This window comes from Salmonella sp. SJTUF15570 (assembly GCF_043357055.1).
Classification (GTDB): domain Bacteria; phylum Pseudomonadota; class Gammaproteobacteria; order Enterobacterales; family Enterobacteriaceae; genus Salmonella; species Salmonella enterica.
Genome location: NZ_JBEUKJ010000005.1, coordinates 121,049 through 145,309 on the forward strand (window position 1 = coordinate 121,049; position 24,261 = coordinate 145,309).

Sequence of the window (24,261 nt, forward strand, 5' to 3'; positions counted from 1 at the left end):
TTTATCCTTTGCGATGTCCATAGACGCGGGGGCGCGTGTAGTAGTCGATCAGAGGAACCGTGATATTCGCCAACAGGACAGCAAAAGCAACGCCGTCCGGATAGCCGCCGAAGCTACGAATCAGCCACACTAATACCCCAGCCAGCGCGCCGAAAATTAAACGTCCACGGTTGGTCGTGGAGGCGGTAACCGGATCCGTCAAGATAAAAAATGCGCCCAGCATAGTGGCGCCTGACAGCAGATGAAGCTGCGGCGAGGCCAGCGTAGCGGGCGAGAAAAGCCAGCCTAACGCGGCGCATAGCGCCAGCGTCAGCAGAAAACTGACCGGGATATGCCAGCGGATGGCTTTTTGCCACAGCAGGAATACGCCGCCGACAAGCCAGGCGAGGTTAACCCACTGCCAGCCCACGCCAGCCAGCGCGCCGCTGTATATCGGGTACTGCATGATTTGCTCAACGGAGTGCCCGGCGCGCAAGGACGTTTTAAACGTATCCAGCGGCGTCGCCTGGCTGATACCGTCAATACCGATACGTAGCAGCGTCATATCGCCGCCGCTGGCGGTATGCCCGCTAAAAATCATCCGTAACGTGTCCAGCATATCGGGCGTTGTTGCGGCTATTTCATAAGGCGGCAACCAGCTTGTCATTTGTACCGGAAAGGAAATTAATAGCACCACGTAACCGATCATGGCCGGATTAAAGGGGTTTTGTCCCAGCCCGCCATATAACTGTTTAGCGATAATAATGGCGAATCCGGTTCCCAGCACGACCATCCACCAGGGCGCAAGCGGAGGGATGCTGACCGCCAGCAAAAGCCCCGTCAATAACGCGGAATAATCCTGCAGGTGACTGGCGACCGATTGTTTGCGCAGCCTGAGGACAATGGCTTCTGCGACGAGCGCCGTGATAGCAGCCAGAACGATCTGGAAAAGCGTTCCCCAACCAAAAAACCACGTCTGCGCGGCAATCCCCGGCAGAGCGGCGATGACTACCAGCAACATGATTCGCGATGTCTGGCGCTGGTTATGGGTATAAGGCGAGCTTGCGATTCTGAATACCATTTAATCCTCGTTAACAACCTGCTGCTGTGCTGCTTTTTTTGCCTGAACGCGGGCGATAGCCGCAGCAACCGCGGCTTTACGCGGGTCGGCCGGTTCGGCAGGTTCGCTTCCGGCCTGCTGCTCCTGTTTACGAGCTTTGGCGCGGGCGATGGCCGCTTCCACCGCGGCTTTACGCGGATCGACCGGTTCGGCAGGTTCGCTTCCGGTCTGCTGCTCCTGCTTGCGGGCTTTGGCGCGGGCGATAGCCGCTTCCACCGCGGCTTTGCGCGGGTCGACCGCTTCGGCAGGTTCGCTTCCGGCCTGCTGCTCCTGTTTGCGGGCTTTGGCGCGGGCGATAGCCGCTTCCACCGCGGCTTTGCGCGGGTCGACCGCTTCGGCAGGTTCGCTTCCGGCCTGCTGCTCCTGTTTGCGGGCTTTGGCGCGGGCGATGGCCGCCTCCACCGCGGCTTTGCGCGGATCGACCGGTTCGGCAGGTTCGCTTCCGGCCTGCTGCTCCTGTTTGCGGGCTTTGGCGCGGGCGATAGCCGCCTCCACTGCGGCTTTACGCGGGTCGTCGCCGGGTATCGCGCTGTCAGCCACCGGATGAGCGGCTTGTTTAGCGCGCGCTTGCGCTTTACGCGCTTCACGGGCCGCGATGACGGCGGTATTGTCTGGCAGACTACCCGCCTGAATAACCACCGGTTGCGTGGCCTGCGCCTGTTTCTCTTTTACCCGCGCCAGTGCAGCGGCAATGGCATCCTGATCTTTTGCCGCTGGTTGTACCGCTGCGCTCTTATGACGTGCAAGGCGGGCGGCTTTTTCACGCTCCAGTCTTGCCTGACGAGCCTCAAAACGTGCTTTGGCTTCGGCGGCGCGTTTTTCTTCAAGCCTGATTGCATTAATCTCCGCTTTTTCCTGACGGAAATATTGGACGAGCGGAATATTACTGGGGCAGACCCAGGCGCAGGCGCCGCATTCTATACAATCAGCAATATGGTGAGCGGTAGCCTTGTCATGCTGCTGCCCTTTGCTGAACCAATAAAGCTGCTGCGGTAAAAGGTCGGCAGGGCAGGCGTCAGCGCAAGCGCTGCAACGAATACAGCTTTTCTCTTCCTGAGGCGCCCCCATTTCAGTCACGGATGGCGCCAGCAGGCAGTTGGTGATTTTTACGACCGGTACGTCAAGCCAGGGAAGGGTGAATCCCATCAACGGGCCGCCCATGATGACCATCTGGTCAGCGGAAGGGCAGAACCCGGCATCGTTAAGCAAATGACGAACGGGAGTGCCGAGCCGCGCCCAGACGTTACCCGGACGGCTTACCGCTTCACCCGTTAAGGTGACGACGCGTTCTGTGATCGGTTCGCCGTCAACCACGGCGCGTTTAACGGCATAAGCCGTACCGACGTTTTGCATCAGCACGCCAATATCAGAGGAGCGCCCGCCGTGGGGAACCTGTTTTCCCGTCAGTATTTGGGTGAGCTGTTTTGCGCCGCCGGAAGGGTATTTGGTTGGGATAACATGTAACGAAATGTCGTGAGCGTCAGCCAGTACGGCGCGCAGCATGGAAATAGCCTGCGGTTTGTTATCTTCAATGCCGATTAATACCTCACGCGGTTGCAGAATATGCGCCAGGATGCGAATACCTTCCACAATCTGCGCGGCGCAGTCCTGCATCAGACGATCGTCCGCCGTAATGTAAGGTTCGCACTCTGCGGCATTGATAATAAGCGTGGTGATTTTATCGCCGCCACCCTGCAATTTAACGCCGGTGGGAAACCCTGCGCCGCCAAGCCCGGCAACGCCATACTGATGAATGCGTTCAATGAGCGCTTCACGGCTGTGGGCGCGGTAATCAGACCAGCCCTCGCGTTCAATCCAGCGGTCCTCGCCGTCGGCATCAATGATGACGCTTAACTCCGCCAGCGCCGAAGGATGTGCCGTCGAGTGGGGGGCAATAGCGATAACCGTCCCGGAGGTGGGCGCGTGTACCGGCAGCATTCTCCCACGTCCACGGGTAAGCGCCTGGCCGCGTAGCACGCGATCGCCGACGCTAACGCACAGCTCGCCCTCAGCGCCAATGTGCTGTTTTAAAGGGATAACAAAGCGCGGCGCCAAAGGCACCTGGCGCAGCGGCGTGCCGTTTGACTGGGACTTCATTTCGGGCGGATGAATACCACCGTCGAAATCCCAGATTTTATCTTTTCTGAAAGCGGAAAATAGTTTAAGCATGTTGTTCCACGGGAATGATGCGAACGGGAATGGTGTTCAAATCCCATTTCCAACTGTCGGGCGTCTCATTCACCGGACGTAATTCGATGCAGTGCGTCGGACACGGATCGACGCACAGATTACAGCCAGTACAGAGATCGCTCATGACCGTGTGCATGGCGCGCGTTGCGCCAACGATGGCGTCAACCGGGCAGGCCTGAATGCATTTTGTGCAGCCAATGCAGTTATTTTCATCAATAACTGCCAGCATACGTACTGGCGCGGCCTGCTGTTCTTCACCATCGCATGGTTGCGGCTCTACGTTTAGCAACTCTGCCATTTTCAGCATGACGGCTTCGCCGCCGGGCGCGCAACGATTGATTTTCTCGCCCTGGAGACCCACGGCTTCGGCGTAGGGGCGACAGCCGGGATAGCCGCACTGACCACACTGACTCTGCGGCAAAATCGCATCGATTTTTTCAACAACCGGATCATCTTCAACCGCGAATCGGCGGGAGGCATAACCCAGAATGGCGCCGAACACCAGACCCAGAAGGGTCAGGGCGCCAACGGCAATCCAGATAGTATTCATTACAACTTCACCAAACCACTAAAGCCCATAAAGGCCAAAGACATTAATCCTGCGGTAATCAATGCTATCGCGTTACCACGAAAAGGGGCGGGCACATCCGCCACGGCAAGGCGTTCGCGGATAGCGGCAAACAGAACCATCACTAATGAAAAACCGACGGCGGCGGAAAATCCGTACAGCGCCGACTGAAGAAAGTGATGACCGAGATTAATATTCAGTAACGCTACGCCCAGAACCGCACAGTTAGTGGTAATCAGTGGTAAGAAGATGCCTAACAAGCGGTATAACGCCGGGCTGGTTTTCCGCACAACCATTTCGGTAAATTGCACGACCACAGCAATGACGAGGATAAAGGCCAGCGTCCGCAGATAAATCAGATCCAGCGGAATAAGTATCCAGGTGTCGATAAGCCAGGCGCATATCGACGCCAGCGTCATGACAAAGGTCGTCGCGAGGCCCATCCCCATGGCGGTTTCCAGTTTTTTGGATACGCCCATAAAGGGACAAAGGCCCAGGAATTTGACCAGTACAAAGTTATTGACCAGTACAGTTCCGACAAAGAGCAGCAGGTAATCAGTCATGTTTCGGCCTGAAATAAAAAAGCCGCCTATTATCTGTCAAACTACCACAGGCGACAACAGGTTAACTGTAGGGTTATTACGGATTAACAAACGTTGTTTTAACGCGCGCTGAACGTTTGAGATAAGGCACAATGAGCGCCGTCGCCAACAGTGGGAGGAGTAACTGACGCACGGCAAAGGCATCTGAGACGGGCGAAAAGGCAAATGCTTTAACCGCCAGTAACACAGACACCAGCAGCCAGATAATGTAATGCTTCGGCACGCAGCGTCTGCGCTTGAAGAATGCGATCGTCAACCACAGGGTATAGTACCACATGGCGATAGCGGTAATAAATGAAATGCCCCATAGCAGTAAATTACCGGTTTCCTGTCCGCTAAGCGTCTTGAACGTTTGCGGTGTGGCAAGCGCCATAACGTAGAGTAATAACGCCAGCGAGGCGCTCAACAACGCGACTAACAGCCAGGCTAACGGGCCAAGAAGCCAGCCTCCAATTCGTTGTGGCGGTGTTGTAGTCATATCTTCTCCGGGGTTACGCGCATTAACGGTCATGCCGCTCATTTTGGGGCAAATATTATAAGGTTTTTGATGTTAAACGCTACTTTCTTTATTGCACATAGCGCCAGACGGATTGCGGAACCTGACCTACATCAAACAGGCGTCCTCCGGAAACCAGTTCGGCACGGCGGTGATCTGCAGCGCGATACATATTAACAATGTCCATGTCATCAGTAAGGGTATAGTTAAGGTGGTCGAACAGTTTTTCCAGACTTTCGAGCGAACTAATTTTGCGGAATTTTAATAGATAATCCTGAACAGTCATATAAAGTTGATCCATATTAAATATAATGCCAACGGAGTAGTCACTGATAAAAAATAAACAAAACTGCACCAGTGAGAGGTCAGGGGTGCAGGTAAAAAGGGAATATTCTTACCGGTAAAGAGTCAGGCGCCACATGGCGCCTGGGGCGAAAGGTTAACGCGCTTTCCTACAACAGGCAATAAACGTCAGACCAGATAGGACATATTTCGTTTTTTTTGCCGGTTTTTGACTTTTCTTTGCACCCCCCGGGGCGCCGCTTACCGTACCACGCGAAAATGCCTTTACATTATCTGACGCTTACTTCTTCTGAACGGAAGCCGTGGGCTCTGGTGGTTGGTAATTGTCAATATGGTTGGCAATACCTAAAAGAATGACTGAGATAACGAGAACTATCCACCCAGTTAATTCAATAAGACGATTCATTATTGACGACATTTGCTTTGATTTATCCATAAACACAGGGGGTAAATGTTACTTTCCTGGCGAACGGTCGGCAAGAGGGAGGGAAACGTTTTCAGCCTCTGTTCTGTAACAAGTTAATCATTTGATGCTACGTTGATGGTCAGGACGCTATTGCGGCTAATCGCACGATGGTGTGGAATAGCGATATCTAAAACCGGAGGCAGTGAGATGAATGACAAAATCCGCGTTGGGTTAATCGGTTATGGTTACGCCAGTAAAACCTTTCATGCGCCCTTAATTATGGGAACGCCAGGGCTAGAGCTTGCGGCGGTATCCAGCAGCGATGAAACAAAAGTGAAAGCAGACTGGCCGGCGGTTTCCGTGGTCTCTGAGCCCCGACATTTATTTAACGATCCGCATATCGACCTGATCGTGATCCCGACGCCCAACGATACCCATTTCCCGCTGGCGAAAGCTGCGCTGGAAGCCGGTAAGCATGTGGTGGTTGATAAACCCTTTACCGTGACACTGTCACAGGCGCGAGAATTGGATGCGCTTGCGCGGAGCACTGGTCGGGTACTTTCCGTCTTCCACAACCGACGCTGGGACAGCGATTTTTTGACGCTGAAGGCCTTACTGGCGGATGGCGTGCTCGGCGAGGTGTCCTTGTTTGAATCCCACTTTGATCGTTTCCGTCCCCAGGTGCGCGACCGCTGGCGCGAGCAAGGCGGGCCAGGAAGTGGTATCTGGTACGATCTGGCGCCGCACTTGTTGGATCAGGCCATTCAACTTTTTGGCCTGCCGGTCAGCATGACGGTGGATTTAGCGCAACTGCGTCCGGGCGCGCAATCTACAGATTATTTCCACGCGATTTTATCCTACCCCCAGCGCCGCGTGATTTTGCACGGTACGATGCTGGCCGCGGCGGAATCCGCGCGATACATCGTTCATGGTTCGCGCGGTAGCTATGTAAAATATGGCCTCGATCCCCAGGAAGAACGGTTAAAAAACGGCGAGCGTTTACCGCAGGAAGACTGGGGATACGACATGCGTGACGGCGTATTGACCCTGGTTGAGGGAGAGACGCGCAAAGAAGAAAACTGGCTTACGTTGCCGGGTAACTATCCGGCATATTATGCCGCCATCCGCGATGCGTTAAACGGTAACGGTGAAAATCCCGTGCCGGCAAGTCAGGCGATTCAAATTATGGAGTTGATTGAACTGGGCATGGAATCGGCAAAACATCGCGCGACGCTGTGTCTTGCCTGAGATGTCGCATTTCTCCGCCTGGGATAGCATTAAACCGCAGGCGGAGAGAGGGCGTTAGCATCAATAAAGCAATTTTACGCCGCGGCCACTTTTTCGCGCAGCGCACGTTTTTCGCCATCGCTCAGAAAGGCGATTTCCAGACCGTTAATCTGCGCCTGGCGAATCTGTTCGCGGCTCAATCCTGCCGCTGGCGCGGCGACGTGATATTCATGGATAATATCTACGCCCTGAACAGCCGGATCGTCCGTATTAAGACTGGCGAGAACGCCATGCTCAAGGAAGGTTTTGAGCGGATGATCTGCCAGCGATGCGACGGTACTGGTCTGAATATTCGAGGTCAGACAGGATTCAATACCGATACGCTGCTGTGCAAGAAAATCCATTAACGCGCGATCTTCGACAGCTTTTACGCCATGTCCGATACGTTCGGCCCCCAGTTCGCGAATCGCCTGCCAGATACTTTCCGGCCCTGCGGCTTCGCCAGCGTGAACGGTAATATGCCAGCCCGCATCGCGCGCCCGATTAAAGTGTGATAAAAACAGACTGCCGGGAAAGCCCAGCTCATCACCGGCTAAATCCAGCGCGGTGATTTTCTCTCTGTGCGCCAGCAGCGCATCAAGCTCCTGTAAACATGCCGCCTCGCCGAAGGTACGGCTCATAATGCCAATGAGTCGTGCCTCGACGCCAAACGTATTACAGCCGTCGCGTACACCGTCGATAACGGCTTCAACCACGCCTGCGATCGGTAACTGATGCGCCATCGCCATATAGCCGGGCGAAAAGCGAAGCTCGACGTAATGCAGGCCGTTACGTGCGGCATCTTCAATATTTTCAAAGGCCACACGGCGGCAGGCGTCAAGCGACGCCAGGACTTTTACTCCCCAATCGAGCTTCGTGAGAAAGCTCACTAAATCGGGTTCGGTTGAGGTGACCTGGACATGCGGAATCAGCGTTTCCAGCGTTTGGGCGGGAAGGGCGATGTTGAACTGCCGACCAAGATCCAGAATTGTTTGGGCGCGAATGTTGCCATCAAGGTGGCGGTGGATGTCAGTCAAAGGAAGCGTAATATCAATCATGGGCGCACTCAATTTTTAATAAAAGTGCGCACCATTATACTACAGATTGATAATGCTCTGGAAATTTTGCAAAAACGGAGTCATTACGTTGCAACTTCGCGAGAGCGCGGGAGAAATTTTGTATCATTCTCTTTAACGCGCCCCCGGTCAGCTCACGGGGGCCGTCTCTGTTATCGCCTCTCAGGATAAAGGGTCAACCCCCCGCTTGTAGACAGTATCAGCGAACGGTGCGGATAGCGTTAATCAATCCGTTGACGCCTTTTTCAAGTTTCAGGCGAGGGCATCCGGCATTCAGACGCACAAATCCCCGGCCTTCGGCGCCATAGGTATCGCCGGGCATAATGGCGACTTTCTCCTGATGAATGAGCGTGTGCTGTAATTTTTGATCGTCGATGCCGAGTGGACGGAGATCAATCCAGGCCAGATAGGTCGATGGCGGCGCTTGCCAGTTCAACGTCGGAAAGGCGCCATTCAGCGCCTGCTCAATATAGCGCATATTAGCCGCCAGCGAGGCGCGTAACGCATCCAGCCACGGCGCGCCGTGCTGATACGCGGCAATATGCGCCGTGAGCGAGAGCACCGCTGGCGAAGAAGAGCGCAGGCCGACGCACAAGGTATTCCGGTGGTGTTTGCGTCACGCGCCAGCTATCTTGATGATGCGGATACCGTTCGGCCTGACAACATGCAGGCGGCGCAACTCCTGACGGAGTACCTTATTCGTCAGGGCCATCAGCGCATCGCCTGGCTGGGAGGACAAAGCGCATCTTTAACCCGCGCGGAGCGCGTGGGCGGCTATTGCGCGACGTTGTTAAAATACGGTCTACCGTTTCACAGCGAGTGGGTCGTGGAATGCGCTTCCAGTCAGAAACAGGCAGCAGAAAGCATTACCGCGCTGTTGCGATACAATCCGACCATTAGCGCTGTCGTTTGTTACAACGAAACCATTGCGATGGGGGCGTGGTTTGGACTGCTGAGAGCCGGACGACAGAGTGGCGAGAGCGGTGTCGATCGTTATTTCGAGCAGCAGGTGTCGCTGGCGGCGTTTGCTGATGTGGCGGAGAACGCCCTCGACGACCTGCCGATTATCTGGGCCAGTACGCCGGCGCGAGAAATAGGCTATACCCTGGCCGAACGAATATTGCAGCGTATTGCTCACGACGAGCACCATGTGCGGAGTCAAACGATAGCCGCTCGCCTGGTAACGCAAAAGTAGAGGCTGCGCGTCGTTCGGCGCAGACCGGGTGCAGCGTCGCGACACCCGGCAAGGCGATTATTGTTGAGGCAGCGCCGGAACGTCCGGTACGGAAAGCGCTGGCATTCCAAACAGGCCGACAAAGTCTTCCAACGGCATTTTTTGTCCGTTGAGCGTGATCTGGCCATTGGCGTACTGCAAACTGGAGGCGATAGTATTATCCTTCAGCGTTGTCAGTCGGAACATCTGACCCATTGCGGACAGCCCCTGCACCTGCTGTTTTGCCAGTTTTTCCGCATCATCCTGCTGATAGCCTTCCAGCTTTGCTATCTGCGTCATAAACTCGACCGCCATGTCCATCGGAATTGCCAGTTTCGCATCCAGCGATTTCACGGAGCGGTCGACTTCCTGCGCCAGCGTTTGCGGTTGTGCCGTTGTGGTTGCCGGATCTTTGAGGAACAGCGACAGATTCAGCGTGGTTTCCCCTTTGGCGTTTTTCCAGCTAAGCGGCGCCAGAGTCAGTACCGGATCGCCTTTTAACAGCACGGGGAGAGCGCTAAAGAACGCTTCAGTGACTTTTTGCTGATAAAGCTCAGGATTCTGCGCCACGTCCGGCTGATTCAACAGCGCCTGCGTTTGCGCATGATATTGCTGACTAAACTGGTGCCAGGCTTCGCCGTCGATTTGACCGACTTTCAGCGTTAATTTACCGCTGCCTAAATCCTGATTCTGCACTTTCAGGCTGTTAAGCGAGTAATCCAACTGGCTGTTAATGGTTTTTCCGTCGTTGACGAGATCGGACTTGCCGGCAATTTCCATCCCTTCCAGCACCGCCATCTCTTTACCCTCAATGGCGATGGACAGTTTATCCAGCGTTAACTTTTGGTCGCCTACACGCTCGCCAAAGCTTGCCAGCTTACTGGTACCGTCTGTTTTCAAATTATTAAAGGTGAGTTGGACCTTCTGATTATATTCGTTAACGGCATCGACCAGGCCGCTCTGCGCTTCGCCCGACAGCGAAACCACATTACCGTCTTTATCGGCGTTAAGCTGGAACTCGCCGCCGCTAAAGGCGACCTTTTCACCGGCATTCTCGTAGTTTAACGGCTTGAGAGAGATATCGGAGCGGGTATCGCCGCCATAACCAATGCGGGTATTGATAACAAAGGGCGTGTCGCCTTTCGCGATATCAAAGAGGGGTTTTGCCGCATCGTTATTCACCAGAGTGGTTTTTACCGACGCCATAGAAGGGATCAGATTGAGCGTTTTGAGCTGGGCGAGCGGGAAGGGGCCATGTGAAACGGACTCGTCCAGCACAATGCTTTGCCCGGGCTTCAACCAGGTATTGTCTGCGCCGGCAACCGGTTTGACAACCAGTTGCAGATGGCTACTGAACACGCCGCGCTGGTAGTTTTGATAACTTAATTCGACACCGGCCTCCGGCGCAGTACGCTTGAGCTGTTCATTGGCCTGAGTCACCATTTCTGCAAGATGGTTCTCCAGCTTTTTCCCCGTATACCAGGCGCCGCCTGTCCAGACGATGCCAAGTGCAATTACTACACCTGCAGCTACCAGTGTTTTTTTCATATCAATTGTCCATAAAAATGAAACCAGGCGGATTAAACCGCCTGGAGGAGTTTTACGTCTGTTATAAGCTTAGCAAGAGTTGTTAAAAAATTCAGTACGTTGCTACAGCTTGTTATAAACACGCGCTAAACGGCCCGTGCCGCTGGCGTTAACCGGAGACTCATCCGCGCCGATAAAGGCAGATTCACCCGGCTTCAGTACCAGACGCTGTTCATCTTTACGTAACACCGCCTCACCCTCAACGCAGAACAGAATCGCGGCGCTGTGTTGGCCGATGCTCGTCTCCTGAAGCGCCAGGTCGTGCAGTGAAAAAGCAAAATCGTCAACCGGAATTGGGAAGTCCAGCTCCGCGCCGCTTTTCACCGGGGCAGTCAGCAACTCGCCGGCAGGCTTAGGTTCGAACTTCACGTTCGCGACCAGCTCAGGGATGTCGATATATTTTGGCGTAAGGCCAGCGCGCAGAACGTTATCGGAGTTCGCCATGACTTCCAGCGCAACGCCCTGCAGATAAGCATGAGGCGTTTCGGCAAACAGGAACATCGCCTCGCCGGGATTCAGTTTGACCACATTCAGCAACAAAGGAGAGAAAAGCCCGCTGTCGTCAGGATAATACTCTGAAATCACGCGGATCGTTTGCCACGGTTCGCCTTGCTGGCTGTTAAGCGCCGCTTTGAGTACGGCTAACGCGCGGGATTTTTCTTCGCCTTGCATATTCAACAGGCTGGCGAAAAGCTGGCTCAGACGTTCAGCGTTCGGCGCCTGCAAAAAGTGGGCGATAGCGGAATGCGCGCCGGCGACAGGTTGCAGTAAAGAGACAATGTCAGAAAATTCGCGGAACGCGTTCATCGCCAGGAAAGGCGTCAGGGCAAAAACCAGCTCTGGTTTATGGTTAGGATCTTTATAGTTCCGCTCTGCGGCATCCATGGGGATACCCGCCGCATTTTCTTTCGCGAAACCGATTTCGGAGTTGCGTTTATTCGGGTGCACCTGAATAGAGAGCGGTTGTGCGGCGCACAGTACTTTAAACAGAAACGGCAGTTCGCCGAAACGGTTGGCTACCGCTTCGCCCAGCATGGCGGTTTTATTCTTTTCGATGGCGTCACGCAGGGAGACGGTTTCGCCGTTGGCGGTGGTGATTCGCGAGCTGCTTTTGGGATGCGCGCCCATCCAGAGTTCAGCCATTGGCTGCTGCTGCGGATTGGCGATGCCATAAAGTTCCGTTAACGCAGTTTTACTTCCCCAGGCATAGTTTTGCACTGAGTTAATGAGTTTTTGCATTATCAAGCCCTGTTTCAATGTGGAGATCAATGGGAGGTATTAAACCAAGAAACCCGCATGAAGTAACCTCCGGGCGTAAAAAGTCGTACTTGTCTCAGTTTTTGTTAAAAAATTGTGTAGGATAGTGTTACTCGCTTTGAGTCGGGCAATGGAACACCTGCCCAGAGAATAACCATACCGAGCGGTAAGTGAGAGCACAATGTCAAACAAACCCTTCTTTTATCAAGACCCTTTTCCCCTCAAAAAGGACGATACCGAGTACTACTTGTTGACCAGCGAACATGTTTCCGTCGCCGAATTCGAAGGACAAGAGATCCTGAAAGTCGCGCCGGAAGCGCTAACGTTGTTGGCGCGTCAGGCCTTCCACGATGCGTCTTTTATGTTACGTCCCGCGCATCAGCAGCAGGTGGCGGATATTCTGCGCGATCCGCAGGCCAGTGAAAACGACAAATATGTCGCGCTGCAATTCCTGCGAAACTCCGATATCGCGGCCAAGGGCGTGTTGCCCACCTGCCAGGATACCGGTACGGCCATTATTGTCGGCAAAAAAGGCCAACGCGTCTGGACTGGCGGAGGTGATGAAGCGGCGCTGGCTCGCGGCGTATATAACACCTATATCGAAGATAACCTGCGCTATTCGCAAAACGCGGCGCTGGATATGTACAAAGAGGTCAATACCGGTACTAATCTGCCGGCGCAGATCGATCTCTACAGCGTCGATGGCGATGAATATAAATTCCTCTGTATCGCTAAAGGCGGCGGATCGGCGAATAAAACCTACCTCTATCAGGAGACAAAAGCGCTTCTGACGCCGGGTAAGCTCAAAAATTATCTCGTTGATAAGATGCGTACGCTGGGCACCGCCGCTTGTCCGCCGTATCACATCGCGTTTGTCATTGGCGGCACCTCGGCGGAAGCGAACCTGAAGACCGTTAAGCTGGCCTCGGCAAAATACTATGATGCGCTACCAACCGAAGGCAATGAACACGGGCAGGCCTTCCGCGATATTGAGCTGGAAAAAGAATTGTTGCTTGAGGCGCAAAATCTTGGCTTAGGCGCGCAGTTCGGCGGCAAGTATTTCGCTCACGATATTCGTGTCATCCGATTGCCGCGCCACGGGGCATCGTGTCCGGTAGGTATGGGCGTGTCCTGCTCCGCGGATCGAAACATTAAAGCGAAGATCAACCGGGAAGGGATCTGGATCGAGAAGCTGGAGCGCAATCCCGGTAAATATATTCCAGAGGCGCTGCGCCAGGCGGGAGAGGGCGAGGCGGTGCGCGTTGATCTTAACCGTCCCATGAGCGAGATACTGCAACAACTGTCGCAGTATCCGGTATCAACGCGCCTGTCGCTGAACGGCACAATTATTGTGGGCCGCGACATCGCGCACGCTAAACTGAAAGAACGGATGGACAGCGGCGAAGGTTTGCCGCAGTACATCAAAGATCATCCTATCTATTATGCGGGGCCGGCAAAAACGCCGGAAGGGTACGCCTCCGGGTCGCTTGGGCCGACTACCGCAGGACGGATGGACTCTTATGTTGATCAGCTCCAGTCGCAGGGCGGCAGTATGATCATGCTGGCGAAAGGCAACCGCAGCCAGCAGGTGACCGATGCCTGTAAGAAACATGGCGGCTTCTACCTGGGCAGTATCGGCGGCCCGGCAGCCGTTCTGGCGCAGGGCAGTATCAAGCGCCTGGAGTGCGTGGAATATCCTGAACTGGGTATGGAGGCTATCTGGAAAATTGAAGTGGAGGATTTTCCGGCCTTTATTCTGGTGGATGATAAAGGCAACGATTTCTTCCAGCAGATTCAGTCATCGCAGTGCGCACGCTGCGTTAAGTAATGTCGCCGCCCTGCGGGGCGGTAACATGATTCGCTATTTTGCCGGAGAACGGCGCAAGCGCCTTATCCGGTCTACACCGTTGTGTTGTTATCGTTAATACTCATAAGACCGCAAACATGTGAGCAATGTCGACACATGATCTCATCAACTTGAGTAAGGAGCAGGTAATGGTAACGGTACGCCGCGAGAAAGATTCAATGGGCGCGATTGAAGTCCCGGCAGATAAACTGTGGGGGGCGCAGACTCAACGTTCGCTGGAGCATTTTCGGATTTCCACGGAGAAAATGCCCGTCTCGCTCATTCACGCTCTGGCGTTGACCAAGCGCGCTGCTGCGAAGGTCAACCAGGACTTAGGGTTGTTGGCGGCGGAAAAAGCCAGCGCGATTATCCAGGCGGCTGATGAAGTGCTGGCGGGAAAACATGCTGATGAGTTTCCGCTGGCGATTTGGCAGACCGGGTCCGGTACGCAAAGCAACATGAATATGAATGAGGTGTTAGCGAACCGCGCCAGTGAAATTTTGGGCGGCGTTCGCGGTATGGAACGCAAGGTGCATCCCAATGATGACGTCAATAAGAGTCAAAGCTCAAACGATGTGTTCCCAACCGCCATGCACGTGGCGGCGTTACTGGCGTTACGCGAACACCTCATCCCGCAATTATCCGCATTAACGGATACGCTTCGCGATAAATCCCACGCTTTCGCCGATATTGTCAAAATTGGCCGTACTCACCTGCAGGACGCGACGCCGCTCACCTTAGGCCAGGAGATTTCCGGTTGGGTAGCCATGCTGGAACATAACCTCAGGCACATTGAGCACAGTTTACCGCACGTTGCGGAACTGGCGCTCGGCGGAACCGCAGTGGGGACAGGGCTTAATACCCATCCGGAATATGCCCGGCGCGTGGCCGAGGAACTGGCGACGATTACCGCGGCGCCGTTTGTTACCGCCCCGAATAAATTCGAAGCGCTGGCGACCTGTGACGCGTTGGTACAGGCGCATGGCGCATTAAAAGGACTGGCGGCCTCGCTGATGAAAATCGCCAACGATGTTCGCTGGCTGGCGTCCGGCCCGCGCTGCGGCATTGGCGAGATTGCTATCCCGGAGAATGAGCCAGGCAGTTCCATTATGCCTGGTAAAGTGAATCCGACCCAGTGTGAAGCGGTAACGATGCTATGTTGCCAGGTGATGGGTAACGATGTGGCCATCAATATGGGGGGCGCATCGGGCAACTTTGAGCTCAACGTCTATCGTCCGATGGTTATTCATAATTTTCTGCAAACGGTGCGCCTGCTGGCCGATGGCATGGCGAGTTTCAATCAACACTGTGCGTCAGGAATCGAGCCAAACCGCGAGCGTATTACGCAGTTGCTGAATGAGTCGCTGATGCTGGTCACTGCGCTCAATACGCACATCGGTTACGATAAAGCGGCGGAGATTGCGAAGAAGGCGCATAAAGAAGGGCTGACGCTCAAAGCCTCAGCCGTGGCATTAGGATACCTTAGCGACGAGGAGTTCGACGCCTGGGTACGTCCGGAGTTAATGGTTGGCAGTATGACGCCGGGACGTTAATCCGCCACATACAGGTGCAGTCGCGGAATAATCAGTCGCAGCGGCTGCGCCTGTGGTTTAAAACGGTGCTGAATATTATCGGCGTCATAGTTTTCCAGCCCGCCAATATCCGGCACGCCAGCGCCGTTGTCCGTGTTGATTAATGCGATAATCGGCGTGGGGCAGGCGTGTTGCACCTGTTTCTGCTGGCCTTTATACCAGATGCGGGCGATCGGCTGTACTTTAACCGGACGCTTAATCTTGAGTCGGGCCTGCTGCGGTAAGGCAGCGATATCCTGATATTCCCGTTCCAGCTTGAATTGCCATTGTTCGCGCGTCCACGGCGGGACGCTGCGCGGCGACGCGAGGCTTTTTTTCAACTGGCTCAGAACCTCATCCCGGCTTAAATTTTTAATAATATGTTTATTTGCCCAGCCGAAACGTATGGTGGCGGGGTTATTGATAAGCGTCAGCGTGCGGTAAGCGTTCAGCGTAATTAAGCCGGGTAGATGCCGATGCACCCACTCAAAACGTGCCGCTGAGGGAAGACCGGACTCTACCGTAACCATCTGCTCGAAGGTGGTTTTCAACTGGTTAATGCGCTGTATCTGATTTTCCAGATCTAACTGTGTCGCATTATCCACTTGATAGCATAAGACGCCAGGCAGGCGGACGGCGGCTTTACTGCTGCGGTTTTCGGACTGCTGTTGAATAAACAAATGGCGATAGTGACGTAGCGCCAGCGCTTCGGCCTCTTTCCCCAGATGTTGCGTTACCTCGATAGTATCCAGCGGCGCATGTTCCGCCTCTTTGGTCACCTGCGGCAGTGAAAAGACACGGGCGATAAGTAGCGAATGCTGCTGTAGATTATCCGTCAGCGCCGCCAGGTGTTGTTCTATCTGGCGAAAAGTGCCATTCAGGCGTTCAACGAGATCGTAGCGTGACATGGTATCACTCACTTTAGTTACAACATACTATCTGTATAGCACAGTTCCCACCGCTCAACCAGCGTGCAAAATGCGTCAGGCAGCGGTCATGTCGGGCATCGCGTGCCAGACCGGCCAGCGAAAGCTAAATTTTGCGCCGCCCAGTTCGCTCTCGTCACAGACGACGCTACCGCCCATCGCCAGTGCGATAGAGTGTACGATGGCGAGTCCAAGCCCGCAGCCGCCTGTCGCCCGGTCTCTACTGGGGTCGAGTCTGACAAAAGGTTCAAATACGCGCTCTCGCGCATCCGCTTCAATGCCGGGGCCATCATCTTCGACTATCAACGTTGCCTGACTGCCGTCGAGTAACAGACTGACCTGAACGGTGGTATGACTGTAGCGCAACGCATTATTCAGCAGGTTATCCAGCACTCGCGACATTAACCGCATATCAAGCGCGCCATAATCGCCGATTACACATGTGACAAGGTTTACGGCACGTTCCGGGGTCACGCTCTGCACATCCTGCAAATGCGCGAGCAACCAGGCGGGGAGGTCGGGTTCGGTCAACATCAGTTCATTTTGTGGTCGGTCAAGGCGCGCATAGGTGAGCAGTTCTTCAATCAGCGCTTCCAGTTGACCAATATCGCGATTGAGCGCCTGTGATTCCGGCGGTGTCAGATTTTCACTCATTTCAAGCCGATAGCGTAAACGTACCAGCGGCGTGCGAAGCTCATGGGCGATACCGTCAATCAGCTGTTTTTTACTGGCGATCAGGGCATTAATGTTATCCGCCATCTGGTTGAACGCGACACCCAGACGTTCGAAACTGGAGCCATTATCGAAGTGCAGGCGTTCAGTCAAGTGACCCTCGCCAAAGCGCTGCGCGGCGGATTCGAGCCTGAGCATTTCTTGCCAGTGCGGGCGCATCCAGATAAACACAGGAAAGGCGAGAGAAAAGGCAATGAGCGCCATTAAGGCGATATCCAGCAGTCGCATTTGATGCAGGAAATAGAGATAGGGAACCGGGCCAACCGCCAGGACGTAATGGCTGCGCGGGATACGCTGAATAAAGGTGTATTGATCGTCAAGCGCGACAATATCGCCTTCACGCAGTCGCTGCGTGGTGGCGGCATCAAGCTTATAGTGATTTAACGGTTCAACGCGTAAATCGAAAGAGAGGTTCAGGTCCATCTCTTTTAACGTTTTCCCCCATTCACGCGGCGGGATTTCCCGCAGTTCGCTGCGCATCAGATAGAGCGAACTTTTCATCAGATCGTCGAGCGATTGCCTGCCCGCGCGTTCGGCGGTGAATTTGTACACCAGTCCGACCAATAAGGTCATGACCAGAAAACAGACGAACAGCAAAAGGTAAAACTGCACAAACAGCTTTTTCATCAACGCCCACCGGATCTCAATACATTAGCTCTATCGCGCGCTGACGAAAAAGATTTCCCGTCAGCGCCGCTGGTGGGTTATAAAAGCAGGCTTTGCGTCAACTGACAACCTCATTGTCCGGCGTTAAGGTCCGGACTTTCGTGAACAATGCGTCCATCGACAAGCGTCAAAACAGCGCGAATGGTATCAATTCTGTCTTCCGGCATCGTCATAAATGGCTGATTGAGTACCGCCAGATCGGCCTGTTTTCCGACGCTAAGCTGGCCCCGGTGTTGTTCGGCAAAGGCGAGCCAGGCGGCATGACGTGTATATAACGCTAGCGCTTCCAGACGCGTGAGCCGCTCGCTGGCGGGTTTACGCACGGAACCGCCTGACGCTATACCGGTGATATGATATTCGATAGCGTGCCAGACACCGGCAATGCCAATACGCGTCGAATCGGTGCCGCCAGCTACGACAAGCCCTTTATCCAGCGCCAGTCGAACCGGCGGCGAATTGTCCGTCGCGCCGGATGGATTGGCGTCACGGATGGCAAGCCCCTCAAAGTAAGGCCCCATTTGCACAGTGTATGCCAGGCCCAGCTTACGCATCCGCTCAAGCGTCTGTGGCGAACCGGTATTCAGATGCGCAATAGACCAGCGGAGAGGGCGCAGATCGTACTGCTGCGCTACCTGCTCAAAAATCGTCAATATCGCGTCGGCGCTGTCATCGGTATAGGCGTGGATCTCAAGCGGTATTCCCCGTTTTGCCGCAAACGTCGCGACCTGGCGAAGCGCGGTTTTGTCCTGCTCTGAGGAAGAAAACCCTGGGGCCATCCGCACGCCGTCATTCATTCCGGCCACCAGGCTTTCCCCCAGGCCAAGAAAAGCCAGTTGCCCGTCATCGGCACGCGCCGGGCGAAAGGCCATCAGGTTGCTGAACCACTGCGCTTCATGACCTTTCGCTTCTGGCTGTACCGGAATGCGATACCCCACGCGCAGCGGTAAATCCCCCTGGTTTCGCATTGCAAATAAAGGCTCATAAGCGGCGGCAGGCCCGGCAGAGGGGGCAATGATGCCGGTCACGCCGCGAGCGTTCATATCAGCGAAAAATTGTCGCAGACCGCCCTCGCGATCGGCGTTACTACTTATGCTGGCAAAAAGCTGGTTAAACGCGGCGATGTCACCAAATAATTTCCCCGTGGCGCTACCTTTTGCGTCGCGCTCTACGCGGATTCCCGCTAAATCAGGAGGAGGGGTGTTGTTAAGGCCAAGTACGTCTATACCGCGCTGATTCACTAACGCATAGTCGTACAGATACTGAATATAAGCCGGATGATCGGGAAGGGCGTGACTCAATTCGGCTACCGTCGGCGCCCGGTTTTCTGCAAATTGCGCCGGTATCCACGATCCCACTACGGCTACCCATTGATCGTGGGGACGACGGTTAGCGTCGGCGCGTAATTTATCCAGCGCGTCTTTAAGCGAAGGGCTGTCGTACCAGTAGGTTTCGAATGTCCAGGTTTGTCCGCCGCGAATGGCATGAATGTGGGTATCGGTCAGGCCGGGTATCACGGTTTTACCCTGTAAATCGATGGTACGGGTATGGTTGCCGCGCCATTCATTTGTCGCCGTATCATCGCCAATCGCCACAATCCGCGAGCCGGAAATCGCCAGCGCGCTGGCCTGCGGCTGGGCATCATTCAGAGTGATGATATTACCGTTATGCAAAATAATATCCGCTGCCGGGCGGGCGGCGGTGGCTGCGCCTGTGGCCGTGAGCAGAAAGAGAAGCGCGGTTCTGGAAAGCAGAGGCGGGACGAGACTGATCATTAGCATGTTCCTTTTGTCGGGCGATAAGCAAACCATAGAGAGCGAACAAGAATTGTTCAATCTGTGCCCAGGGAACAGTGCGTTCTGTTTTTAGAACGGTGGTAATGAAAAAAGAAAAGCCCGCCGAAACGGCGGGCTTGAGAAGAATTAATGAATAATTAGAACTGGTAAACCATACCCAGCGCGACGATATCATCAGTGCTGATACCGGCATCTTTATAGAACGGGTCGTCATCATCCAGCAGGTTGATTTTATAATCAACATAGGTGGAGAAGTTTTTGTTGAAATAGTAGGTAGCACCTACATCAGCATATTTAACCAGGTCTTTATCATCGCCATTAACGTTGTTATAGGTCAGATCTTTACCTTTAGACATCAGGAAAGAAACCGCCGGGCGCAGACCGAAATCAAATTGATATTGGGCTGTAACTTCGAAGTTTTGCGTTTTGTTTGCTACGCATGAGCGACAATCGTCATTGCCGTAAGGCGTCATATTACGGGTTTCTGAATACATTGTGGCCAGATAGATATTATTAGCATCATATTTAGCGCCAACAGTCCATGCATCCGCTTTATCACCGCCAGCGGTAGAGTAATTAACCTGACCATTAGTACGATCGGAAGTGGTATATGCCGCGCCGAAACTTACGCCCATACCCAGATCATAAGTTGATGAGATACCGAAGCCGTCACCGTTAGCGTTCTTCACGTTACGATCGCCGCCGTTATTAGTGCCTTCCTGCTCATGAGAAACCTGGTTTTCATTGGCACCCTGATATTGCAACGCGAAGTTCAGACCGTCTACCAGACCGAAGAAATCAGTGTTACGGTAGGTGGCCACGCCGTTAGCACGACCGGTCATGAAGTTGTCAGCGTAAGTGTAGGAGTCGCCGCCGAACTCAGGCAGCATATCGGTCCAGCCTTCTACGTCGTACAGGACGCCGTAGTTACGACCATAGTCGAATGAGCCGTAGTCGCCGAATTTCAGGCCGGCGAATGCCAGACGAGTCCAGGAATTAGCACCTTCGCCTTCGGTAGTGTTAGCCTGAACGTTATATTCCCACTGGCCGTAACCGGTCAGTTGGTCGTTAATCTGCGTTTCGCCTTTAAAGCCGACACGCATATAGGTCTGATCGCCATCTTTAGAAGAGTCATCAGAGAAATAGTGCAGGCCGTCTACTTTCCCGTAAAGGTCCAGTTTGTTGCCGTCTTTGTTATAAATTTCAGCGGCGTGTGCTGCGCCAGCAGCCAGCAGAGCCGGGATGACAAGTGCCAATACTTTTCTTTTCATTTTTTTATCCTTAAAAACTTAACTTATTTGCAAAAGATTGAACTTCTACAGATTCGTTGAATCAAAGGCATCCTAATCTGAATAATATTATTTCAGCAAATGCTAACTTTTCTTATATGTTATTAATTAATACAAAAGTTACTATCGGAAACGCATATATTTATGGTGAATATATTTGTTATTGTATATTCATGGTTGTGATTTGTTTTATTTCACAATTTGCGAAAAAAGATGGCAATATAGCGGCGGGCAGACATTCTGTTATCAATTTTGTGAACTGGCTTCGAGTTTTTTTAATTTAACTTTCTTGAGCGAAAAAGACGTAATCATGAACCACAACGCAGAGAAAACGGTAATAAAGGGGCCGTTTCGACTAATAAAAATAGCATCCATGTATACAATGTCTGTTTTTTGAACAGTGGCGGTGATGAGCATCGCCACTATGACTTGATAAAGGCAGGTAAAATTTGTCGGCTAACTTATCCCGTCGTTTCGTCCCAGGCATGAGGGGCAAAAAGATAGCCTTTATTGCGAATGGTCTTTATACGATAGGGCTCAGCAGCGCTATCCAGCAGTTTCTTACGCAGGCGGGAAATCGCCACATCCACGCTGCGATCCAGACCATCATAATTGACGCCGCGCAGCGTTTTTAGCAACGCGTCGCGATCCATAATTTGTCCGGCGTGTGTCGCCAGTTCCCAGAGCAATTCAAAATCGGCGGTGGAGAGCGATATGAAATCGCCATTGAGCTGGACCGCCCGGTTAAGGGGATCGATGGTTAACGCGCCAAAACGCAGCGCTTTATGCGGCGTAAGCGCGCTCTCCTGAAGACTTTTTGCCTGTTGCGTTTGTTCGCTTTGCCGCAGGTGTAAGCGCAGACGCGCCAGCAAAACGGCCGGAGGCGTGGTTTTGAGGATGTAGTCGCAGGCGCCCATCTCCAGCGCCAGAATATGATTCATATCACTGTCCAGCGAGGTGAGCAGGACAATCGGGCCTTGCCAGCGGTGGCGTAAATCGCGGCATATCGTCATGCCATCTTTACCTGGAAGCATAATATCCAGTAAAACCAGATCGGGCTGAGTGGTGAGGATAAGATCCTCCGCCCGGTCACCACGCGGCTCAACAATGACATCAATATCATGTTTCGCCAGATAAGCGGCAATGAGAGAACCCACTTCAGCGTCGTCTTCAACAAATACAATGCGGTTCATATTATAAATGGAGAATAGAAAACGCCAACATACACCGCCTCTGTTTTCCCTTCCATAAATCTTTTCTAAACGAGAGCGGTTCCGTTATGCTACACGCTGTTGTTATTAGCGTGTTAAGGCAAGGTAATGGGACTCGTGATTAAAGCTGCCCTGGGGGCGCTGGTCGTCGTATTGATTGGTCTGCTGTCAAAAACAAAAAATTATTATATCGCCGGATTAATTCCTCTGTTTCCAACGTTTGCGCTTATCGCGCACTATATCGTGGCCAGCGAGCGGGGCATCGACGCGATGCGTACCACCATCGTCTTTAGCATGTGGTCGATCATTCCTTATTTCATTTATCTTGCAACGCTATGGTATTTCAGCGGCGTGATGCGCCTGCCCGTCGCGCTTGGCGGTGCGGTGGTCTGCTGGGGGCTAAGCGCGTGGCTGCTGATTTTTTGCTGGATTAAATGGCATTAATATTGGCAAAGACCGTGGTTTCCCCATCGTAATACAGACGGATATTACGATGGGGAGGTTGTCAACCCACCAGCATCCACGTAGCCGGAACCGCCGCGACCAGCAATAAACCAATCAGCACGACTTCCTGACGATTTAACACGTTGTCATGCTTGTGCGTCCGACGCGCATACAGGAAAACCAGTAATCCAGGCGCGTACAGCACGACGGACAGCAGCAGGTGCATGGGACCCGACGCATATAATAACCATAAGCCATAAATACAGGCTCCGATACCGACCGCCCGATGGAGGGGACGTGTTGCAATCTTCAGCAGAAATGCGCCGACCAGAAAGTAGGGCACCAGAATCATTTCTGACGCAATCGTCAATAGCGTGTTGTAGTCCGAACCGGTCAGCCAGATCAGCACCAGACAGATTTGCACACAGATATTGGTGAGCCATAACGATGCAGAAGGCGCGCCTTGCGCATTTTGTCGCGCGAAGATGCCCGGGAAGGATTTATAGGCTGCCGCCAGAAATGGCACCTCCGCCGCCATGATAGTCCAGCTTAGATAAGCCCCGCAGACAGACACAATCAGTCCCGCTGCAATAATAATTTCTCCCCACGGCCCCATCATTTTTACCATTAGTCCGGCCATCGACGGGTTGCGCATCTCCGCCAGTTCCGGACGCGCAAGAACGCCAAGAGAAAGCAGCGTGACCAGGAGATATATTCCCAGCGCTGCGAGTACTGCCAGTAGCGTGGCGCGGCCTACATCGCGTTTATTTTTCGCTCGGGCCGAGACGACGACGGCGCCTTCAACGCCAATAAACACCCACAGCGTAATAAGCATGGTGTTCTTGACCTGTTCCCATACGGGAATACCGAGTTCAACACCAGTGAAGTCCAGAGTGAAGGTATCCAGTTTGAACATCATGATAGCCAGCACAATAAACGCGCCGAGCGGCAACAGTTTCGCCAGAGTCGCAACCAGATTGATGCTGGCTGCCGTTTGTACGCCGCGCAGGATGAGGAAATGGACAATCCAGAGCAGGACTGAAGCGCCGACAATAGCCTGCCAGGTATTACCGTCGCCAAACAGACGCAGGGCAGGCGTATCGGTAAAGAAACTCAGCGCTGAAAAAACGATAACCAAATAGGATACGTTGGCGATGACCGCGCACAGCCAATAGCCCCAGGCAGAACAAAAGCCAATCAGTTCGCCGAAGCCTTCGCGGGCGTAAGTAAAGATACCGCCGTCAAGCTCGGAGCGAATGCGTGTAAGGATTAACATGGCGAATGCCAGTAAGAGTATCCCCACGCCGGTAATGGCCCAGCCAATTAACAACGCAGCCGGACTGGCAACGGCGGCCATATTCTGGGGCAGACTGAAAACACCTGCGCCAAGCATTGAGCTTAAAACCAGCGCGGTCAGCGCGCTCAGTCCCAGTTTTTTTTCCATTGGTATCCAGCTATAAAAATGAAATTGGAAGAATAATTATTATGGCAAAACGCATAAAAATGGTGAAAGCCACTAAGGCGCGGGATTTTACGGAGAGAAGGGACCGCATGCAACGGCCTGGATAAGATTTATCGCCAAAAAAGCGAAAAGTGAGATTCATCGCGATATTTGACGGAACTGGCATCCCGCGAGAAAGTGCCGGATGGCGGCTTATCAGGCCTGCCGTTGAACGATAGTGTAGGCCTGATAAGGCAGGTATGCCGCCATCCGGCGAGA

General features: G+C 53.5%; 20 protein-coding genes and 2 pseudogenes. 5 read left to right on the forward strand and 17 right to left on the reverse strand.

Annotated features, from left to right (window positions below; genetic code table 11):
• Position 1: 1 nt before the first annotated feature.
• The 7 genes from rsxD to blr all read right to left on the reverse strand — a co-directional run bounded on the left by rsxD (position 2) and on the right by blr (position 5,664).
• The gene (rsxD, locus tag ABVN44_RS11625; protein WP_023258494.1) at positions 2 to 1,060 is read right to left on the reverse strand and encodes an electron transport complex subunit RsxD; all 1,059 of its coding nucleotides are present in this window, start codon (positions 1,058 to 1,060) and stop codon (positions 2 to 4) included.
• Complete coding sequence (gene rsxC, locus ABVN44_RS11630; protein ID WP_393954268.1) at positions 1,061 to 3,268, reverse strand: electron transport complex subunit RsxC; 2,208 nt, start codon at positions 3,266 to 3,268, stop codon at positions 1,061 to 1,063.
• The gene (gene rsxB, locus ABVN44_RS11635) at positions 3,261 to 3,839 is read right to left on the reverse strand and encodes an electron transport complex subunit RsxB (protein ID WP_001092600.1); all 579 of its coding nucleotides are present in this window, start codon (positions 3,837 to 3,839) and stop codon (positions 3,261 to 3,263) included. The genes rsxC and rsxB overlap by 8 nt, the downstream gene beginning before the upstream one ends.
• Positions 3,839 to 4,420: an electron transport complex subunit RsxA gene (gene rsxA / locus ABVN44_RS11640; protein WP_000133179.1), complete on the reverse strand. Its 582-nt coding sequence runs from the start codon at positions 4,418 to 4,420 to the stop codon at positions 3,839 to 3,841. The genes rsxB and rsxA overlap by 1 nt, the downstream gene beginning before the upstream one ends.
• 76 nt (positions 4,421 to 4,496) lie before the next feature.
• A complete protein-coding gene (locus ABVN44_RS11645; RefSeq protein ID WP_023232210.1) occupies positions 4,497 to 4,937 on the reverse strand; it encodes a DUF2569 domain-containing protein in 441 nt (146 codons plus the stop codon).
• A gap of 88 nt (positions 4,938 to 5,025) precedes the next feature.
• The gene (gene ydgT, locus ABVN44_RS11650; protein ID WP_000217946.1) at positions 5,026 to 5,241 is read right to left on the reverse strand and encodes a transcription modulator YdgT; all 216 of its coding nucleotides are present in this window, start codon (positions 5,239 to 5,241) and stop codon (positions 5,026 to 5,028) included.
• A 297-nt stretch (positions 5,242 to 5,538) separates the two neighbouring features.
• Positions 5,539 to 5,664, reverse strand: coding sequence for a division septum protein Blr (gene blr / locus ABVN44_RS11655; protein ID WP_001708800.1), 126 nt, complete (start codon positions 5,662 to 5,664; stop codon positions 5,539 to 5,541).
• A gap of 207 nt (positions 5,665 to 5,871) precedes the next feature.
• Here blr and ABVN44_RS11660 point away from each other — a divergent pair, with 207 nt between their 5' ends.
• Positions 5,872 to 6,912: an oxidoreductase gene (locus ABVN44_RS11660; RefSeq protein WP_000998242.1), complete on the forward strand. Its 1,041-nt coding sequence runs from the start codon at positions 5,872 to 5,874 to the stop codon at positions 6,910 to 6,912.
• Positions 6,913 to 6,986: 74 nt separating this feature from the next.
• Here ABVN44_RS11660 and add read toward each other — a convergent pair whose 3' ends face one another.
• Both add and ABVN44_RS11670 read right to left on the reverse strand, forming a co-directional pair.
• The gene (gene add / locus ABVN44_RS11665; protein WP_000565565.1) at positions 6,987 to 7,988 is read right to left on the reverse strand and encodes an adenosine deaminase; all 1,002 of its coding nucleotides are present in this window, start codon (positions 7,986 to 7,988) and stop codon (positions 6,987 to 6,989) included.
• 217 nt (positions 7,989 to 8,205) lie between these two features.
• Positions 8,206 to 8,580 (reverse strand): annotated as a pseudogene (locus tag ABVN44_RS11670) (aminotransferase class I/II-fold pyridoxal phosphate-dependent enzyme); the annotation flags it as partial.
• 18 nt (positions 8,581 to 8,598) lie between these two features.
• Between ABVN44_RS11670 and malI the strand changes: the two are divergent.
• A pseudogene (gene malI / locus ABVN44_RS11675) lies at positions 8,599 to 9,201 on the forward strand (Mal regulon transcriptional regulator MalI); the annotation flags it as partial.
• Between the two features lie 57 nt (positions 9,202 to 9,258).
• Here malI and ABVN44_RS11680 read toward each other — a convergent pair.
• Together ABVN44_RS11680 and manA are read right to left on the reverse strand one after the other, a co-directional pair.
• On the reverse strand, positions 9,259 to 10,767 hold the full coding sequence (locus tag ABVN44_RS11680) for a YdgA family protein (protein WP_000753328.1): 1,509 nt from the start codon (positions 10,765 to 10,767) through the stop codon (positions 9,259 to 9,261).
• A gap of 102 nt (positions 10,768 to 10,869) precedes the next feature.
• On the reverse strand, positions 10,870 to 12,045 hold the full coding sequence (gene manA / locus ABVN44_RS11685; protein ID WP_001170622.1) for a mannose-6-phosphate isomerase: 1,176 nt from the start codon (positions 12,043 to 12,045) through the stop codon (positions 10,870 to 10,872).
• Positions 12,046 to 12,244: 199 nt separating this feature from the next.
• Between manA and fumB the strand changes: the two genes are divergently transcribed.
• Together fumB and fumC are read left to right on the forward strand one after the other, a co-directional pair.
• Positions 12,245 to 13,891 (forward strand): class I fumarate hydratase, encoded by a 1,647-nt coding sequence (fumB, locus tag ABVN44_RS11690; protein WP_000066611.1) that lies wholly within the window; start codon positions 12,245 to 12,247, stop codon positions 13,889 to 13,891.
• 167 nt (positions 13,892 to 14,058) lie between these two features.
• Positions 14,059 to 15,462, forward strand: a complete 1,404-nt coding sequence (gene fumC / locus ABVN44_RS11695; protein WP_000259117.1) for a class II fumarate hydratase — start codon at positions 14,059 to 14,061, stop codon at positions 15,460 to 15,462.
• On the opposite strand, the gene tus is transcribed toward fumC, so the two are convergent.
• From tus to rstA, 5 genes are all read right to left on the reverse strand, one after another.
• Positions 15,459 to 16,388, reverse strand: coding sequence for a DNA replication terminus site-binding protein (tus, locus tag ABVN44_RS11700; RefSeq protein ID WP_000092489.1), 930 nt, complete (start codon positions 16,386 to 16,388; stop codon positions 15,459 to 15,461). The genes fumC and tus overlap by 4 nt on opposite strands.
• 75 nt (positions 16,389 to 16,463) lie before the next feature.
• The gene (rstB, locus tag ABVN44_RS11705) at positions 16,464 to 17,765 is read right to left on the reverse strand and encodes a two-component system sensor histidine kinase RstB (RefSeq protein WP_000732951.1); all 1,302 of its coding nucleotides are present in this window, start codon (positions 17,763 to 17,765) and stop codon (positions 16,464 to 16,466) included.
• Between the two features lie 110 nt (positions 17,766 to 17,875).
• The gene (locus ABVN44_RS11710; RefSeq protein ID WP_129339449.1) at positions 17,876 to 19,582 is read right to left on the reverse strand and encodes an amidohydrolase; all 1,707 of its coding nucleotides are present in this window, start codon (positions 19,580 to 19,582) and stop codon (positions 17,876 to 17,878) included.
• A gap of 152 nt (positions 19,583 to 19,734) precedes the next feature.
• On the reverse strand, positions 19,735 to 20,868 hold the full coding sequence (gene ompC / locus ABVN44_RS11715; protein WP_023232588.1) for a porin OmpC: 1,134 nt from the start codon (positions 20,866 to 20,868) through the stop codon (positions 19,735 to 19,737).
• A gap of 479 nt (positions 20,869 to 21,347) precedes the next feature.
• Positions 21,348 to 22,079, reverse strand: coding sequence for a two-component system response regulator RstA (gene rstA / locus ABVN44_RS11720; RefSeq protein ID WP_001080048.1), 732 nt, complete (start codon positions 22,077 to 22,079; stop codon positions 21,348 to 21,350).
• A 126-nt stretch (positions 22,080 to 22,205) separates the two neighbouring features.
• Between rstA and ABVN44_RS11725 the strand changes: the two genes are divergently transcribed.
• Complete coding sequence (locus ABVN44_RS11725; RefSeq protein WP_000524877.1) at positions 22,206 to 22,541, forward strand: GlpM family protein; 336 nt, start codon at positions 22,206 to 22,208, stop codon at positions 22,539 to 22,541.
• Positions 22,542 to 22,602: 61 nt separating this feature from the next.
• Here the strand turns inward: ABVN44_RS11725 and ABVN44_RS11730 are convergent, their stop codons facing one another.
• Positions 22,603 to 23,985 (reverse strand): amino acid permease, encoded by a 1,383-nt coding sequence (locus tag ABVN44_RS11730; protein ID WP_000412353.1) that lies wholly within the window; start codon positions 23,983 to 23,985, stop codon positions 22,603 to 22,605.
• Positions 23,986 to 24,261: the final 276 nt, after the last annotated feature.

Bases quoted from the DNA above. Each gene is read 5' to 3' on its own strand.
- rsxD (WP_023258494.1), bottom strand. From the start codon at position 1,060: ATGGTATTCAGAATCGCAAGCTCGCCTTATACCCATAACCAGCGCCAG.
- rsxC (WP_393954268.1), bottom strand. From the start codon at position 3,268: ATGCTTAAACTATTTTCCGCTTTCAGAAAAGATAAAATCTGGGATTTC.
- rsxB (WP_001092600.1), bottom strand. From the start codon at position 3,839: ATGAATACTATCTGGATTGCCGTTGGCGCCCTGACCCTTCTGGGTCTG.
- rsxA (WP_000133179.1), bottom strand. From the start codon at position 4,420: ATGACTGATTACCTGCTGCTCTTTGTCGGAACTGTACTGGTCAATAAC.
- ABVN44_RS11645 (WP_023232210.1), bottom strand. From the start codon at position 4,937: ATGACTACAACACCGCCACAACGAATTGGAGGCTGGCTTCTTGGCCCG.
- ydgT (WP_000217946.1), bottom strand. From the start codon at position 5,241: ATGACTGTTCAGGATTATCTATTAAAATTCCGCAAAATTAGTTCGCTC.
- blr (WP_001708800.1), bottom strand. From the start codon at position 5,664: ATGAATCGTCTTATTGAATTAACTGGGTGGATAGTTCTCGTTATCTCA.
- ABVN44_RS11660 (WP_000998242.1), top strand. From the start codon at position 5,872: ATGAATGACAAAATCCGCGTTGGGTTAATCGGTTATGGTTACGCCAGT.
- add (WP_000565565.1), bottom strand. From the start codon at position 7,988: ATGATTGATATTACGCTTCCTTTGACTGACATCCACCGCCACCTTGAT.
- ABVN44_RS11680 (WP_000753328.1), bottom strand. From the start codon at position 10,767: ATGAAAAAAACACTGGTAGCTGCAGGTGTAGTAATTGCACTTGGCATC.
- manA (WP_001170622.1), bottom strand. From the start codon at position 12,045: ATGCAAAAACTCATTAACTCAGTGCAAAACTATGCCTGGGGAAGTAAA.
- fumB (WP_000066611.1), top strand. From the start codon at position 12,245: ATGTCAAACAAACCCTTCTTTTATCAAGACCCTTTTCCCCTCAAAAAG.
- fumC (WP_000259117.1), top strand. From the start codon at position 14,059: ATGGTAACGGTACGCCGCGAGAAAGATTCAATGGGCGCGATTGAAGTC.
- tus (WP_000092489.1), bottom strand. From the start codon at position 16,388: ATGTCACGCTACGATCTCGTTGAACGCCTGAATGGCACTTTTCGCCAG.
- rstB (WP_000732951.1), bottom strand. From the start codon at position 17,765: ATGAAAAAGCTGTTTGTGCAGTTTTACCTTTTGCTGTTCGTCTGTTTT.
- ABVN44_RS11710 (WP_129339449.1), bottom strand. From the start codon at position 19,582: ATGCTAATGATCAGTCTCGTCCCGCCTCTGCTTTCCAGAACCGCGCTT.
- ompC (WP_023232588.1), bottom strand. From the start codon at position 20,868: ATGAAAAGAAAAGTATTGGCACTTGTCATCCCGGCTCTGCTGGCTGCT.
- rstA (WP_001080048.1), bottom strand. From the start codon at position 22,079: ATGAACCGCATTGTATTTGTTGAAGACGACGCTGAAGTGGGTTCTCTC.
- ABVN44_RS11725 (WP_000524877.1), top strand. From the start codon at position 22,206: ATGGGACTCGTGATTAAAGCTGCCCTGGGGGCGCTGGTCGTCGTATTG.
- ABVN44_RS11730 (WP_000412353.1), bottom strand. From the start codon at position 23,985: ATGGAAAAAAAACTGGGACTGAGCGCGCTGACCGCGCTGGTTTTAAGC.